A 13,583-nucleotide genomic window follows, 5' to 3' on the forward strand; every position below is an offset into this window, starting at 1 on the left:
GAACACCCGAGATTGGAGGTACGGGCCCTCGCCGCTCCCCCGGCGCCGCGGTCCCGTCACTCGTCATGCAGACCACAGACAACAGCCTCACCTGGCTCCTGCAGAGGCTGCTCGAGCAGACCCCCGGTACGCGGCACGCCCTGGCCCTGTCACGCGACGGGCTGAAGCTCTGCTGGACCGAGCACCTCACCCTCGACCAGGCCGATCAACTGGCGGCCATCTGCTCGGGCATGCAGGCGCTCGCGCAGGGCGCTTCCATCGAGTTCGGCGACAGCACCGGAGGCGTCCGGCACTCGATGACCGAGTTCCACGGCGGTCTGCTCTTCATCGTCGAGGCCGGTGAGGGCGCGCATCTGGCCGTCGTCGCCACGGAGGAGGCCGACCCCAGCGTGGTGGGCCACCAGATGACGGAGATGGTCGAGCAGATCGGCGAGCACCTGCGCGCCGCACCACGCGGCGAGGTGCCGAGGAGCGCGTCATGACCCTGCGCCCCGTCGACACCGGAGCCCCCGACCGGCTCTACACGGTCACCGGCGGACGCAGCCGCTCCGCGGACTCCTTCGATCTGGTGACCCTCGTGGTCAGCGAGTGCCGGCCCACCGCCGGAATGCAGTCGGAGCACGCGCAGATCCTCGATCTGTGCCGCCACCCGACCGCCGTCGTCGAGATCGCCGCCGAACTCTCGCTTCCCGTCACCGTGGTGCGCATCCTCCTCGACGACCTCCGCGCCATGGGCCGTATCACCGCCCGCCATCCCCGTACGGCCGCGTCGCACGCCGCGCTCCCCGACTCCGAACTGCTGAAGGAGGTGCTCCATGGACTCCGGAAGCTATGAGCTGCCGGACCGGCGCACACCGCTGGCCGACGCCGCGGAAACCGGCCTGAAGATAGTGGTCGTCGGAGGATTCGGCGTCGGCAAGACCACGCTCGTCCGCTCGGTGAGCGAGATCCGGCCGCTGAACACCGAAGAGGTCATGACCCAGGCGGGCGTCGGCGTCGACGAGACGGACGGCGTCGACGCCAAGACGACCACCACGGTCGCCTTCGACTTCGGACGCATCAGCCTCAACGAGCGCATCGTGCTCTACCTGTTCGGCGCACCGGGCCAGGAACGCTTCTGGTTCCTGTGGGACCGGCTGTTCTCCGGGACGCTCGGCGCCGTGGTCCTCGTGGACACCCGCCGGATGGACGACTCCTGGTACGCGATCGACCGGCTGGAACACCACGGCACACCGTTCGTGGTGGCGGTCAACCGCTTCGACGACGACCTCGCCCACTCCCTCGACGAGATCCGTCAGGCCCTGGCGCTGCCCGAGCACATCCCGATGATCGACTGCGACGCCCGGGTCCGGCGCTCCAGCAAGAACGTCCTGATCACGCTCGTCGACCATCTGCGCACGATGGCCATCGCCCGGGAGACGACACCATGAGCACCTCCAGCCCCTCCTTCGGTTCCCCGGCGCCCTCCGGCTGCCCGGTGGGCTCCGGCGCGGTGCGCCTGTCCGGAGCCTCCTACCAGCAGACGCCCACGGAGCTCTACCGTTCGCTGCGGCGGGAGCACGGGGCGGTGGCGCCGGTCCTGCTGGACGGTGACGTTCCGGCCTGGCTGGTCCTCGGCTACGCCGAACTGTCCTACGTCACCACGCACGACGAACTGTTCGCGAGGGACTCGCGCCGCTGGAACCAGTGGGAGACCATCCCCCCGGACTGGCCGCTGATGCCGTTCGTCGGCTACCAGCCTTCGGTGCTCTTCACCGAGGGCGACGAGCACCGGCGCAGGGCCGGCGTCATCACCGAAGCCCTCGAAGGCATCGACCAGTTCGAGCTGGCACGCGACTGCCGGCGCATCGCCGACCGGCTCATCGCGGACTTCGCCGGCAGCGGCCGGACGGAACTGATGAGCAGCTATGTCCACGCGCTGCCGATGCGGGCCGTGGTCCAGATGTGCGGCATGCCCGTATCGGGCTCCGACACCCAGCAGTTGGTGGACGACCTGCGCATCTCGCTCGACGCCGGCGAGGGGGACGATCCGGTGGCGGCCTACGGCCGCGTCGGCGACCGGCTGCGCCGACTGGTCAAGGACAAGCGGGCGGCCCCCGGCCCCGACGTCACCTCCCGCATGGTGACGCACGGGGCGGGCCTCACGGACGAGGAGATCGTCCAGGACCTGATCTCGGTGATCGCCGCGGCCCAGCAGCCCACCGCGAACTGGATCTGCAACACCCTGCGGCTGCTCCTGACGGACGAACGCTTCGCGGTGAACGTCTCCGGCGGCAGGCTCAGCGTCGGCGAGGCGCTCAACGAGGTGCTGTGGCTGGACACCCCGACGCAGAACTTCATCGGCCGCTGGGCCGTACGGGACACCCAGCTCGGCGGCCGGCACATCCGGGCGGGCGACTGCCTGGTCCTCGGACTCGCCGCGGCCAACACCGACCCGGAGATCTGGCCGGAGAGTTACGTCGGCGCCGAGAACTCCGCGCACCTGTCGTTCAGCGGCGGCGAACACCGCTGCCCCTACCCCGCACCGCTGCTGGCCGACGTGATGGCCCGTACGGCGGTGGAGACGCTGCTGGAACAGCTGCCGGACCTGATGCTGGCGGTCGAGCCGACGGAGCTCTCCTGGCGTCCTTCGATCTGGATGCGCGGACTGTCGACGCTGCCGGTCCGGTTCAGCCCGATGGCGCAGTAGCGGCCCCGCGGCGGTGCGCGCCGGCCGGTCCGACGGCGTGAGCGGCCGGTCCCACGGTACGAGCGGCCGGAGTCCGCGGATCCGGCCGCTCGGGTACGGCGTTCCCGTCAGCCCGACACCGGCGTGAAACGGACCGGCAGGCTCTGCGGTCCCCGGGTGAAGACGCCGCGCTCGACCGGGTCGAAGCCGTCGGCCAGCCGCAGGTCCGGCATCGCGTCCAGCAACTGGCCCACACCGATCTCGACTTCGGCCTTGGCCAGCAGAGCACCGACGCAGAAGTGCCGGCCGAGTGCGAAGGCGAGATGATCGGCCGCCGCCGAGAAGGCGTTCGTGGCGGTCAGGTCCTCGCGGAAGATGTCGAAGGCATCGGGGTTCCGGTAGCGGTCCTCGTCACGGTTGGCGGCGCCGATCAGGCAGGTGACGGTGGAGCCCGCCGGAACGGTGCCGCCGCCGAGCGCCACCTCCGTCGCCGACTTGCGCATGATCATGTGCACCGGCGGTGTGTAGCGCAGCGTCTCGGCGAAGGCCCGGGGTATCAGCGTGCGATCGGCGCGGACCGCCTCCAACTGCTCGGGGTGGCGCAGCAGATTGGTAAAGATGCCGGCGATGGCCTTGTCGGTGGTCTCGCCCCCGGCGGCCAGCAGCAGACTGCAGAACGCCTTGATGTCCTCGTCGCCCATCCGGACGCCGTCGACCTCCGCCGTGCACAGCGTCGACAGCAGATCGTCGCCCGGCGCTTCCCGCCGCTCGCGGATGATCGGCAGCATGTACTCGGCGAACTCGACGCGCGTACGCTCACCGGCCCGCGTGACCTCCGGATCACCGGAGAGATTGCCGAGAAATGCGATGACGGCCGTGTACCAGCCGTGAAATCGATCGTAGTCGGACTTGTCCAGGCCGAGCATGTCGGCAATGACGTTGACGGGAAAACGGGTGGCGTAGTCGGCGACCAGATCGACGGAACCCGCATCGCGGAACGTGTCGATCAATTCGCGCGAATTGCGCTCGATGACCGGTAAAAACTTCTCGCGCAGGTCGCTGCCCCGGAAGGCCGGTGCGACCAGGGCCCGACGTACGGCGTGCTCGCGCCCGCTGAGCTGGAGGATCGTCCGCCCGTGCACGGGTTCGATCTGCCAGTCGTAGTTCTCCGTGGTGAATTCGCCTTCTTTGTCCTTGAAGACGCGCTCGACGTCCTCGTAACGCGAGACGATGTAACTTCCGGTGGCCTCGTGCCACAGGAGAGGCGCGTCCTGACGCATCAGGCGATATGCCCGGTACGGATCCCTCTCGAACTCGGGTGACAGAATGTCCGGTGCTGGGACCGACATGAACACTCCCTGCTGAACGGGGAACGGAAACGTGTGGACTGAACGCTTCCATCACCTCCCGAGAACACGCGTTCGTCAAGAGTTGCCACCCGTTGCGACCTGCCGGGACCCGCTCAGTCCTCCGAAGCCACCCGGCCCGTCAGCGCCGCCAGCGAGCTGCGCACATGCGCCATGTGCGCCTGGACCTCCTCGCGGCCCTCCTCGTGCTCCCGCAGGATCCGCTCCGTCTCCCGCACCACCCGCTCCTCCCGGACCCGGGCCTCGGCCAGCACCTCCGCGGCCCGCGCCTCCGCGTCCTCCTGACCGTGCCGGGCCGCCTCCTGCGTGGCGGCGAGGTCCCGGCCCGCCTCCGCGAGCAACGCCTCGGCCCGCTCGGTCAGCGCCGCGAACCGGGCCTCCGACGCCGCCTCCTCGGCGGCCAGTCCGGCCTCGGCCGCCTTGAGGCGCTCCGCGTGTTCCTGCTCCTGGTGGGCCAGCACGCTCGCCGTACGGTCACGGGTCGCCGCCATCGCGGAAGCGGCCGCCGCCCGCACCTCCTCGGCGTCCTGCCGGGCCGCGGCGAGCAGCCCCTCCGCCTCCCCGGCAGCCCCGGCCACCCGATCGTCGGCCGCCCGGTCCGCCGCCGCACGCACCTCGCCGGCCGCCTCGCGCGCCGCTTCCCCGGCCGCCCGGCCCGCCGCCCCGGCCGCGTCCCGCAGCGCCTGGCCCGCCGCCACCGCATCGGCGTCCAGCGCCTCCGCCTCGCCCTCGGCCAGCGCCAGGATCCGCTGCGCCCGCTCCCCCAGCTCCGCGTAGTCCTGCACGGGCAGCGTCGCGACGGTCTCCGCCAGCCGGGCGGACTCGGCGAGAAGCTCCTCCACCCGGCCCGTCAGCCGTGCGAGCTCGTCGAGCGCCCCGTCCCGCTCGGCGATCAGGGCGGCCGTCGCCCGGTCCACCTGCTCCGGACGGTAACCACGCCCCCGCACCCCGACGACGTCGTACGCGGACACCGGTCCAGCACTCATCCCTGAAACCTCTCTCCGACCCGCCGACACGCTCTGCCACGCTCCGACACCCGTAATACGTCAAGGATGCGGCAATTGGTGCCGGAAGTCGGAATCGATCAGCACCATTCAGGCCGGAAGCGACCGGCATCACAGACCCGGGCGAACCGGCGGTCATCGGCCCGGGGCACCGGAACACGGCGAGGCGCCCGGACCCGAGAAGGGTCCGGGCGCCTCGTACGCGCTCGTGCTCAGCCCTGCGTACGGCTCAGATCAGGCCGTCCCACATCTGCTCCAGCAGCACCGACCACCAGCTCTCCGGCGACGCCAGCGCCGCCGGGTCCAACGCCACCAGCTGGGCCTGGAAGTCGACGGTCCAGCGGCCCGCCTGCTCCGGGTTCAGCCCGAACCGCAGGCGCCACATCCGGCCCAGCAACGCCATCGACCGCACGAACTCCGGCAGCCCGGTGTTCACGAACTGCGGGGGCACCGACTGCCCGCCGGGACCCGCCTCCACCGGCACGGCCACGATGTTCGCCGTCCCGTACTGGACACAGATCGCCCGGCCGAAGTCCGTGCCCATCACCAGATACGACCCCGCGTCCGGCGCGGGCTGCACCTGCCGCTGGGCCGCCAGCTCGGCCAGCGTCGGCACCACCGGCTGACCCGGCTGCGCCCAGAAGAACGGCCCGAAATCGGCGGGCAGCCCCGCCCACACCAGGGTGTGCGCGACGACCTCCGGCACCCCCTGACGGGACACCGCACGCTGGTCGAACCGCAGGATGCCCTGCGGACCGAACGCCTGCGCCAGCTCCTCGGCCACCGCCTCCGGCGGCAGTGCGGGAGCGGGCGGCATCTGCGGCAGCGGCGCCCGCACCGGCGCGGGCCGCGCCGGGCCGTCCGCGACCTGGTGCAGCTCGCCCTGGTGCGTCAGCAGATGCTGCATGCCCTGCTGCCGGCTGGCGTGATCCGTGCCGTACGGGGCGACGCTGGTGATCCGCACCTGCGGCCAGGTCTCCCGGATCATCCGGGCGCAGTACCCGCCCGGCAGCTCGCAGGACTCCAGCTCGGTGTGCAGCTCGATGACCTGCTGCGGCGGCACGTTCATCGCCCGCAGCTCGTGCAGCATCTGCCACTCGGGGTGCGGGGTGCCCGGCGCCGAGCGGCGGATCAGCTGCTGCTCGCTGCCGTCCGGGGCCCGGAACCGCAGCACGGCCTGGTAGCCGGGGCCCACGGTCGGCTGACCGGTGGGCTGCTGCGGATAGCCGTACGCCGCCGGCGGCGGGGTGTGCCCACCGGGCGGCGGTCCGGGCGGACCGGGAGGCTGCGGTACGGGACCGGGGGCTCCGCCGAGCGAAGCGCCCGGGGCACCGGGCGGGCCGGGCGGACCGACCTGCCCCGGACTCGCGAACATCGTCTCCGCGTGGTGCACCCCACCGCCGGGAGGCGGCGTGGAACCGGGCGGCGGACCCGGCGGACCGGGAGGCTGCGGCGCACCCGGGACACCGGGCGGACCCGGAGGCTGCGGCGCACCCGGGACACCGGGCGGACCGGGAGGCTGCGGAGCTCCCGGGGCGCCGGGCGGGCCCGGCGGCCTGGGCGCACCCGCGACGCCCGCACCGATGCTGCTCCCGTCGGCGAACATCGTCGCGGCATGGTGCATCCCACCGCCGGGGGGCGGCGTGGAACCGGGCGGCGGACCCGGCGGGCCGGGAGGCCCGGGGGGCGGGGTGGAACCCGGCGGCGGACCCGGTGGCGGGGTGGCGCCGGGCGGGCCGAGCTGGGAGACGAGCTGCGTCGGGACGTACCCGCCCGCCGGAGCACCGGGCGCGCCCGGACCCGAGGGCGGCGGCGTCGCACCGGGCGGCATCCCGGGAACCCCCGGGGCGCCGGGCGGCGGCGGCGTCGAAGAGCCGCCCCCGCGAGCACCGCGCGGCGGCGCGACGGCCTTGCTGGTGGCCGCGTCCGCGATGTCGCCGGCCCCGCCCGGGGGGCCCTGGTCCGGCCGGAGCGCGTGCGCCACCTGCGTACGCGGCAGCTGACTGCCCCCGGACATCAGCGCGGTGGGCGCCTCCGCCGGGACGACCAGCGGCGGGGCCCCCTCGTCGTCCGTGCCCGACAGCGGCGGCGCGAACACCGTCGCGGGCAGCGGAACGGCCCCGTCGTCGGAGTCGGAGTTGGTGTCCGTACCCGCCCAGGGGGTCGCCCCGGCGGGGACGCCGTCGGAGGCCGTGGGCTCGTGGGCGTCGCCACCGCCGGCGGCGGGCCACGACGCGGCGGAGCCCCCGGCGGAAGCGGGAGAGGGAGGCGGCGGCGTCGCGTCCGCGGGTGCGGAGGACGCGGGGCCGGGCTCCTGAACGGGAGCGGCATCGGCAGCGGCGGCGGGCGCACCGGAGGCGGCCGCCTCCGCCGACTCCCGGCGCTCCGCACGATGGTCCGGAATTCCGAGCTTGTCCGCCGCTTCCTGGAGCCACTCCGGCGGGGTCAACAGGAACGACGTCTGGTTCAGGTCCACCCGCTGCGGCGGCTCGGGAGCGGCGGCCGGCGCACCGGCCGGAGTCCCGTACTCCTCCTCGTACCGCCGGATCACCTCGCCCACCGGCAGCCCCGGCCACAGCGTCGCCTCACCGCTGTCGCGCGCGATCACCAGCCGCTGACGGCCCCCGTCCGACACGGGGCCCTCCGGTCGGTCCTCGGCCCACACCACGAAACCCAGTTCGAACTCGCGGACCCGCACCTCACGGTGCTGGTACGCGGGCACGTCACCGTTGACCCACTCGTCCGCCCGCTCCTGCGCCTGCGCGAAAGTCACCACCGCGCTCACCCCTCCACCGGGACGGCGCGCGCGAAGCCGCCGTCCACCATCAGGTTCGCCACGGTCTCCAGCTCCGGCGGATTGCCCGCCAGTCGCTGGAGGAAGGCGTCGAAGTCCGCGCCGCAGGGCAGCAGCAGCCGCTCCACACGCTCCTGGACACTCCAGCCGTCCTGGTCCCGGGCATCGTCGTACGGGCAGAACCACACCGAACCGAGGTCCTGGCCGCGCACCTTCACGGCGAGAATCCCGCCCTGGACGAACGCGACGCCCAGGTAGTCCTTGGTGAAGTGGTCCCGCAGACACTTGTTCACGTACACCAGATCGTTCACCGCGGCCTCGTCACGCACCGTGAAGAACGGCTGGTCCACCAGCAGCCCCAGCTCGGCGTCGAGCGCCGTGCCCACCGGGGCCGAACCGCCCGCCGCCTTCAGGAACGAGCGGTACGCGCCGGGCAGCCGGTAGCCGAGGTCCTCCTCGACTCCCTGGACCTGCTGTTCGCTCACCGCGGCCGCGCCCTTGGGCAGCCGGAAGTGCGCCGGGCGGGTCTCCTGCAACGGGCGGGTGCCGCGCCGGTTCTGGTCCACGTCCGTGCCCGCCAGACCGCCGTGATGACGCAGCAGCGCCTTCACCTCGACCGGCACCAGCTCCATCCGCCGGCCTCCCGGCACGTGGTGCCAGGTCCAGCCGTGCGGGGTCGCCACCGCGGGAATCGTGTCCCACAGGTCGTGACCGCTCGCCGCCATCGCCGCGTTCGCCGACACGTAGTCGGTGAGGCGCAGCTCATCGATGCCGAAGCCCGGGGGCGGATCGGCGATCTCGGCGGCGGCACGCGCGTACGGCGAAAAAACCGGGTGGCCGCTCCCGTCCATCCTCACCCCTCTGGGGTGGCGGGACGCCCGGACCGGGTCCGGGAAGTTCACGACCTGCCCGGCGTAGGCGGCGTTCGGTGGCGCGGCTTGCTGCCCGAGCCGACCTGTCGTCATGGCTGTTGCCCCCTGCTGCGTCCGGTGTTCCGCACAGCCTAAGCGGTGGGGCAACAGGGGATCCCGTCCCGCCGGATCCATCACGAACGGTCACATTCGCGTGACAGTGAGGCGGCAGTCTCGCACCTTCGGGCGACACGCAGACACGTTTCCCCGACCCAGCTTCCCCACCAGCTGGCACATTTGGCAGGCTGTCCCCGCAACTCGGGGGATTGCAGGGAGGGACGTCAGCACGATGCATTCCACACAAACCGTCACATCCGGGGATCCGCGACTCAGCTGGAGCAGCACCGAGACCAGCCGTACGCCCCGACTGATCCACCGCCGCGACGGGATTCTCCCCGCCGTGGCCGCCGCGCTGTCCGTACGCGGTGAGACGCTGACCTGCACCGCGGGCAAGGGGGACCAGCCACCGGTGCTGCACCCGCTCGTCCAGGACTTCCTCGACACCCTCACCAGCGGCCAGCGCGAACGCTTCACCGGCCGCTGCCCCGAGGCCATACTGCTCTCCCGCCAGCTCACCGCCGCCGAGGGCGGGCGCTCCAAACGCGCCCAGCGAAAGCCCCTGACCAACGGGGAGGCGCGCCGCGCGCTCAAGCACTCCCGGCTCACCGCCCGCCGCATCCGCGAGGACGGCGACCCCCTCCACGGCAGCTACGCACCGCCCTGCCGGTCCTGCTCCGCGCTCCTGTCCCACTTCGGCGTACGCCCCGTCGACCTGACCTCCACCGGCTCCGCGACCACCGCCGAGAAGGGCTGACCGCCCACCCATGCACGACCGCCAGCAGCACTCCTCCACCCGTTTCCCCGTCGCCGTCGACGCCGCCCTGCGCGAAGCGGGCTGGCAGCCCGGGCGCTGGGACATCCGCCAGGCGGAGGAATGGGCCGACGCACTGCGCTCCCACGCCTCCCCGGCCGGCCATCAGCACGCGGTCTTCCCGGCCGCGGTCGAGGCCTGGGCGGAGTTCGGCGGCCTCCGCATCACGGCGTCCGCGCCCGGCCGCCACATCGCGCCCGCCTCGGTGCGCATCGACCCGCTCAGCGGCCTCCACCTGGCCCGGACGCTCGGGGACCTCGGCCGCGCCCTGGAGACGGAGGTCAGCCCGCTCGGGGCGGAGGGCGAGGAGCAGGCGGTCCTGGCGATCGACACGGAGGGCCGGGTGTACAGCATCGACCACACGGGTGACTGGTTCCTGGGCCAGGACATCGACGAGGCCCTGGCCACGCTGGTGACGGGCACGCAACCGTCGCGTCTGACGTCAGCCTGAGCCACGTCCGGCACTCGACGACGAAACCGGCCCACCACCAGCCCGTCCGGCGCTCGACGACGAAACCGGCCCACCACCAGCCCGACTACCAGCCCGTCCGGCGTTTGAGGACGGAACCGTCGCTCGGGACGAACGGGCACCATCGCTTCCCGGACACGGAAGGGTCGCCGCTCCCCACAGCCAGGGTTCCGTCCTCAAACGCCGGACGGGCTGGAATGGCCGGCCCCCGCACGCCGGGCAGCAGGAAGGGCCGGCGCCCGCCCGCAGAACGTGCTGAAGGGCCGGCCCTCGCACGCCGGGCGGGCTGAAGTGGCCGGTCGGGTTCAGGGGTTGGTCGGGGTTGTGGGGAGGACCGCCGAGACACGGAAGCCTCCCGCGTCCGTCGGGCCGGACACGAACACGCCCCCCAGCCCCAGCACCCGCTCCCGCATCCCCACAAGCCCGTTCCCCCCGCTCGGCAGCCCCGCGTCCGCCGCCGCCGCGTCCGAAGGGCCGTTCTCCACCTGCATCGCGACCTCGGCCTCCCGATGCGCCAGCCGCACCCATGTCTTCGCGCCCGCCGCGTGCTTGTGCACGTTCGTCAGCGCCTCCTGCACCACCCGGAACGCCGTCTGCTCGACCTCCGGCGGATACGGCCGCAGCTCACCGTCGACCGACAGTTCGACGGTCATCCCCGCCTGCCGCGACTGCGCCACCAACGCCTCCAGCTCGTGCAGCCGGGGCCCGTCCTCGGACGCGGCGGTGGCGGCGGCCGCGACGGCCGCCTGTCTCACCGACGCCAGCGGAACCGCTCCCGCGGCGGCCGGCGCGGTCAGCGCGTCCCCGGTGCGCAGCACGCCGAGCATCTCGCGCAACTCCGTCAGCGCCTGCCGTCCCATGTCCCCGACCAGCGCCGCGTTGCGCACGGCCTTCGCCGGATCCTTCGGCGCGACGGCCTGGAGGGCCGCGGCGTGGACCACCATCAGGCTCACCCGGTGCGCGACCACGTCGTGCATCTCCCGGGCGATCCGGGTCCGCTCCTCCGTACGCGCCCACTCGGCCCGCTCCTCGGCCCGGTCCGCGAGCAGCGACAGCTCCCGCTCCAGCGAATCGGCCCGCTCCCGCAGGCTCTCCATCAGCCGCCGTCTGGCCCCTATGTAGAGGCCGAACAGCACGGACGGGGCCGTGAGCCCCACCGCCATGAAGACGGACATCAGCGGGACGTACCAGTCCCCCGGCCCGAAGTCGGCCTGCTCGGCCACGCTCTGCCGCAGCCGTACGTAGGTGACGATGAACGTCCCCACCAGCGCCATCCCCGCCAGGACGACGGTGATCCGGCGCGGCACCTCGGACGCGGCCAGCGTGTAGAGGCCCACGAGGGCCATCAGGAAGCCCATCTCGGCGGGCGTCATCGCGATCGTCACGAGCACCACGACGATCGGCCACCGCCGGCGTACCAGCAGCACCGAACCCGCCAGCAGTCCGAACACCACGCCCACCGGCACCGGTATCCCGGTGTTCCGGGCGAACTCCACCCCCTCCAGGCCACACTCCAGCGCCGATACCAGCGCCAGTCCCACGTCCAGGGCGACACTGCGTCGCCGCTCCCACCACCAGTAGCCGCGGGTGGTCGATCCCGCCGCTTCCCGGTCTGCCCCCGTTGCGGTCATGGCATCCAGCCTACGGGCGGACGCATCCCAATTTCCGGTGACCGGCAACGGCGCGCACCGGGCCGGGAGTGCGGAGCTTCGTCGTCGCGTAGAAGGTGCTCCGTACGGCATAGTGTTGGGTGCCGATCCGACGGGCCGGGACAATGTCCGGTTCAGTCGGAATTATTCCCCCATGGTGTAATCAGGCAGCACTGCGGTTTTTGGTACCGTATGTTCAGGTTCGAATCCTGATGGGGGAGCCTCGGCACACGGGCCCCGACCACACCGGTCGGGGCCCGCCCCCGTTTCGTGCGGAAACACCCCCGGTATCCTGCGGATGACCACCACCCGAAGCCGAAGGGCACATCCGTGAGCGCAACCAGCCCGGCAGCCGTCGTCGTCCTCGCAGCGGGTGAGGGCACCCGCATGAAGTCGAAGACCCCCAAGGTTCTGCACGAGATCTCCGGGCGCTCGCTCGTCGGACATGTCGTCGCCGCCGCCCGCGAGCTGGACCCCCAGCACCTCGTCGTGGTCGTCGGCCATGCCAGCGAGCAGGTCACCGCACACCTGAACGCCGGCGACGCCGTGCGCACCGCGTTCCAGGCCGAGCAGAACGGGACCGGGCACGCCGTCCGCATGGGTCTTGAGGAGCTGGGCGGGAACGTCGAGGGCACCGTGATCGTCGTCTGCGGCGACACCCCCCTGCTGTCGGGCGAGACGCTCGGCGCGCTCGCCGCCACCCACGCCGCCGACGCCAACGCGGTCACCGTCCTGAGCGCCGAGGTCCCCGACTCCACCGGCTACGGACGCATCGTGCGCGACTCCGCCACCGGCGCGGTCACCGAGATCGTCGAGCACAAGGACGCCACCGACGAGCAGCGGGCGATCCGGGAGATCAACTCCGGGGTGTTCGCGTTCGACGGGCGGCTGTTGGGCGACGCGCTGGGCAAGGTGCGCACCGACAACAGCCAGGGCGAGGAGTACCTCACCGACGTGCTGTCCATCCTGCGCGAGGCCGGGCACCGGGTCGGGGCGTCCGTGGCGGGCGACCACCGCGAGATCCTCGGCATCAACAACCGGCTCCAGCTGGCCGAGGCGCGCCGGCTGCTGAACGAGCGGCTGCTGGAGCGGGCGATGCTCGCGGGCGTGACCGTGGTGGACCCGGCGTCCACGCTGATCGACGCGACGGTGACGTACGAGCGGGACGCGGTCGTGCACCCGGGGACCCAGCTGCTGGGGACCACGCACCTCGCGGAGGACAGCGAGGTGGGACCGAACTCGCGGATCGAGAGCACCGTCGTCGGGGCCGGCGCCCGGGTGGACAACTCGGTGACGCTCTCGGCGGAGATCGGGGCGGGGGCGCTCGTCGGCCCGTACGCGTATCTGCGGCCGGGGACCCGGCTGGGGACGAAGGCCAAGGCCGGTACGTACGTGGAGATGAAGAACGCCACGATCGGGGAAGGGACGAAGGTCCCGCACCTGAGCTACGTCGGTGACGCGACGATCGGCGACCACACCAACATCGGTGCGGCGAGCGTCTTCGTGAACTACGACGGCGTCGCCAAGCACCACACGACGATCGGCTCCCACTGCCGTACCGGTTCGGACAATATGTTTGTGGCGCCCGTCACGGTCGGGGACGGGGTCTACACCGCCGCCGGGTCGGTCATCACCAAGGACGTGCCCGCCGGTTCGCTGGCCGTGGCGCGGGGCCAGCAGCGGAATATCGAGGGTTGGGTGGCCCGGAAGCGTCCGGGCAGCGCGGCCGCGCAGGCCGCTCAGGCGTCGTCGCAGGAGACCGACGGGCAAAGCTGACCGGAAACAGGTGCGCCGGTGACGGCGTACCGTGATAGATGCTCACCCATTTCGGCTGGCTCGTTGCACATCGG

Annotated in this window: 12 protein-coding genes and 1 tRNA gene; 8 read left to right on the plus strand and 5 right to left on the minus strand. The window is 72.5% G+C overall.

Annotation, left to right across the window (positions count from 1 at the left end):
• The first annotated feature begins 65 nt into the window (after positions 1 to 65).
• The 4 genes from IE272_RS28855 to IE272_RS28870 are packed head-to-tail and all read left to right on the plus strand — an operon-like array spanning position 66 to position 2,689.
• Positions 66 to 482: a roadblock/LC7 domain-containing protein gene (locus tag IE272_RS28855; RefSeq protein WP_007447032.1), complete on the plus strand. Its 417-nt coding sequence runs from the start codon at positions 66 to 68 to the stop codon at positions 480 to 482.
• Positions 479 to 835, plus strand: coding sequence for a DUF742 domain-containing protein (locus tag IE272_RS28860; protein ID WP_007447033.1), 357 nt, complete (start codon positions 479 to 481; stop codon positions 833 to 835). The genes IE272_RS28855 and IE272_RS28860 overlap by 4 nt, the downstream gene beginning before the upstream one ends.
• Entirely contained in the window at positions 816 to 1,430 is a 615-nt protein-coding gene (locus IE272_RS28865; protein WP_050358918.1) for a GTP-binding protein, read from the plus strand. The genes IE272_RS28860 and IE272_RS28865 overlap by 20 nt, the downstream gene beginning before the upstream one ends.
• Positions 1,427 to 2,689: a cytochrome P450 gene (locus IE272_RS28870; protein ID WP_050358917.1), complete on the plus strand. Its 1,263-nt coding sequence runs from the start codon at positions 1,427 to 1,429 to the stop codon at positions 2,687 to 2,689. The genes IE272_RS28865 and IE272_RS28870 overlap by 4 nt, the downstream gene beginning before the upstream one ends.
• Positions 2,690 to 2,796: 107 nt before the next feature.
• On the opposite strand, the gene IE272_RS28875 is transcribed toward IE272_RS28870, so the two are convergent.
• The 4 genes from IE272_RS28875 to IE272_RS28890 form a co-directional block, all read right to left on the minus strand.
• Positions 2,797 to 3,948, minus strand: coding sequence for a cytochrome P450 (locus tag IE272_RS28875; RefSeq protein ID WP_050358916.1), 1,152 nt, complete (start codon positions 3,946 to 3,948; stop codon positions 2,797 to 2,799).
• A 182-nt stretch (positions 3,949 to 4,130) separates the two neighbouring features.
• Positions 4,131 to 5,021 carry a coiled-coil domain-containing protein gene (locus IE272_RS28880; RefSeq protein ID WP_057663420.1) on the minus strand — a complete coding sequence of 297 codons (891 nt, stop codon included), beginning with the start codon at positions 5,019 to 5,021 and terminating at the stop codon, positions 4,131 to 4,133.
• A 247-nt stretch (positions 5,022 to 5,268) separates the two neighbouring features.
• Positions 5,269 to 7,815, minus strand: a complete 2,547-nt coding sequence (locus IE272_RS28885) for an SUKH-4 family immunity protein (RefSeq protein ID WP_257140496.1) — start codon at positions 7,813 to 7,815, stop codon at positions 5,269 to 5,271.
• A gap of 5 nt (positions 7,816 to 7,820) precedes the next feature.
• A complete protein-coding gene (locus tag IE272_RS28890) occupies positions 7,821 to 8,798 on the minus strand; it encodes an SMI1/KNR4 family protein (RefSeq protein ID WP_073960684.1) in 978 nt (325 codons plus the stop codon).
• Positions 8,799 to 9,033: 235 nt separating this feature from the next.
• On the opposite strand from IE272_RS28890, the gene IE272_RS28895 reads away from it, so the two are divergent.
• Together IE272_RS28895 and IE272_RS28900 are read left to right on the plus strand one after the other, a co-directional pair.
• A complete protein-coding gene (locus IE272_RS28895) occupies positions 9,034 to 9,558 on the plus strand; it encodes a YwqJ-related putative deaminase (protein WP_050358913.1) in 525 nt (174 codons plus the stop codon).
• 10 nt (positions 9,559 to 9,568) lie between these two features.
• Positions 9,569 to 10,066, plus strand: coding sequence for an SUKH-3 domain-containing protein (locus IE272_RS28900; RefSeq protein WP_050358912.1), 498 nt, complete (start codon positions 9,569 to 9,571; stop codon positions 10,064 to 10,066).
• A gap of 323 nt (positions 10,067 to 10,389) precedes the next feature.
• On the opposite strand, the gene IE272_RS28905 is transcribed toward IE272_RS28900, so the two are convergent.
• The gene (locus IE272_RS28905; RefSeq protein WP_050358911.1) at positions 10,390 to 11,715 is read right to left on the minus strand and encodes a sensor histidine kinase; all 1,326 of its coding nucleotides are present in this window, start codon (positions 11,713 to 11,715) and stop codon (positions 10,390 to 10,392) included.
• Between the two features lie 166 nt (positions 11,716 to 11,881).
• On the opposite strand from IE272_RS28905, the gene IE272_RS28910 reads away from it, so the two are divergent.
• Together IE272_RS28910 and glmU are read left to right on the plus strand one after the other, a co-directional pair.
• Positions 11,882 to 11,954, plus strand: a tRNA-Gln gene (locus IE272_RS28910).
• Positions 11,955 to 12,063: 109 nt separating this feature from the next.
• Positions 12,064 to 13,509 carry a bifunctional UDP-N-acetylglucosamine diphosphorylase/glucosamine-1-phosphate N-acetyltransferase GlmU gene (gene glmU / locus IE272_RS28915; RefSeq protein ID WP_073960685.1) on the plus strand — a complete coding sequence of 482 codons (1,446 nt, stop codon included), beginning with the start codon at positions 12,064 to 12,066 and terminating at the stop codon, positions 13,507 to 13,509.
• Positions 13,510 to 13,583 lie beyond the last annotated feature (74 nt).

It is taken from the genome of Streptomyces anulatus (genome assembly GCF_014650675.1).
Taxonomy (GTDB): domain Bacteria; phylum Actinomycetota; class Actinomycetes; order Streptomycetales; family Streptomycetaceae; genus Streptomyces; species Streptomyces anulatus.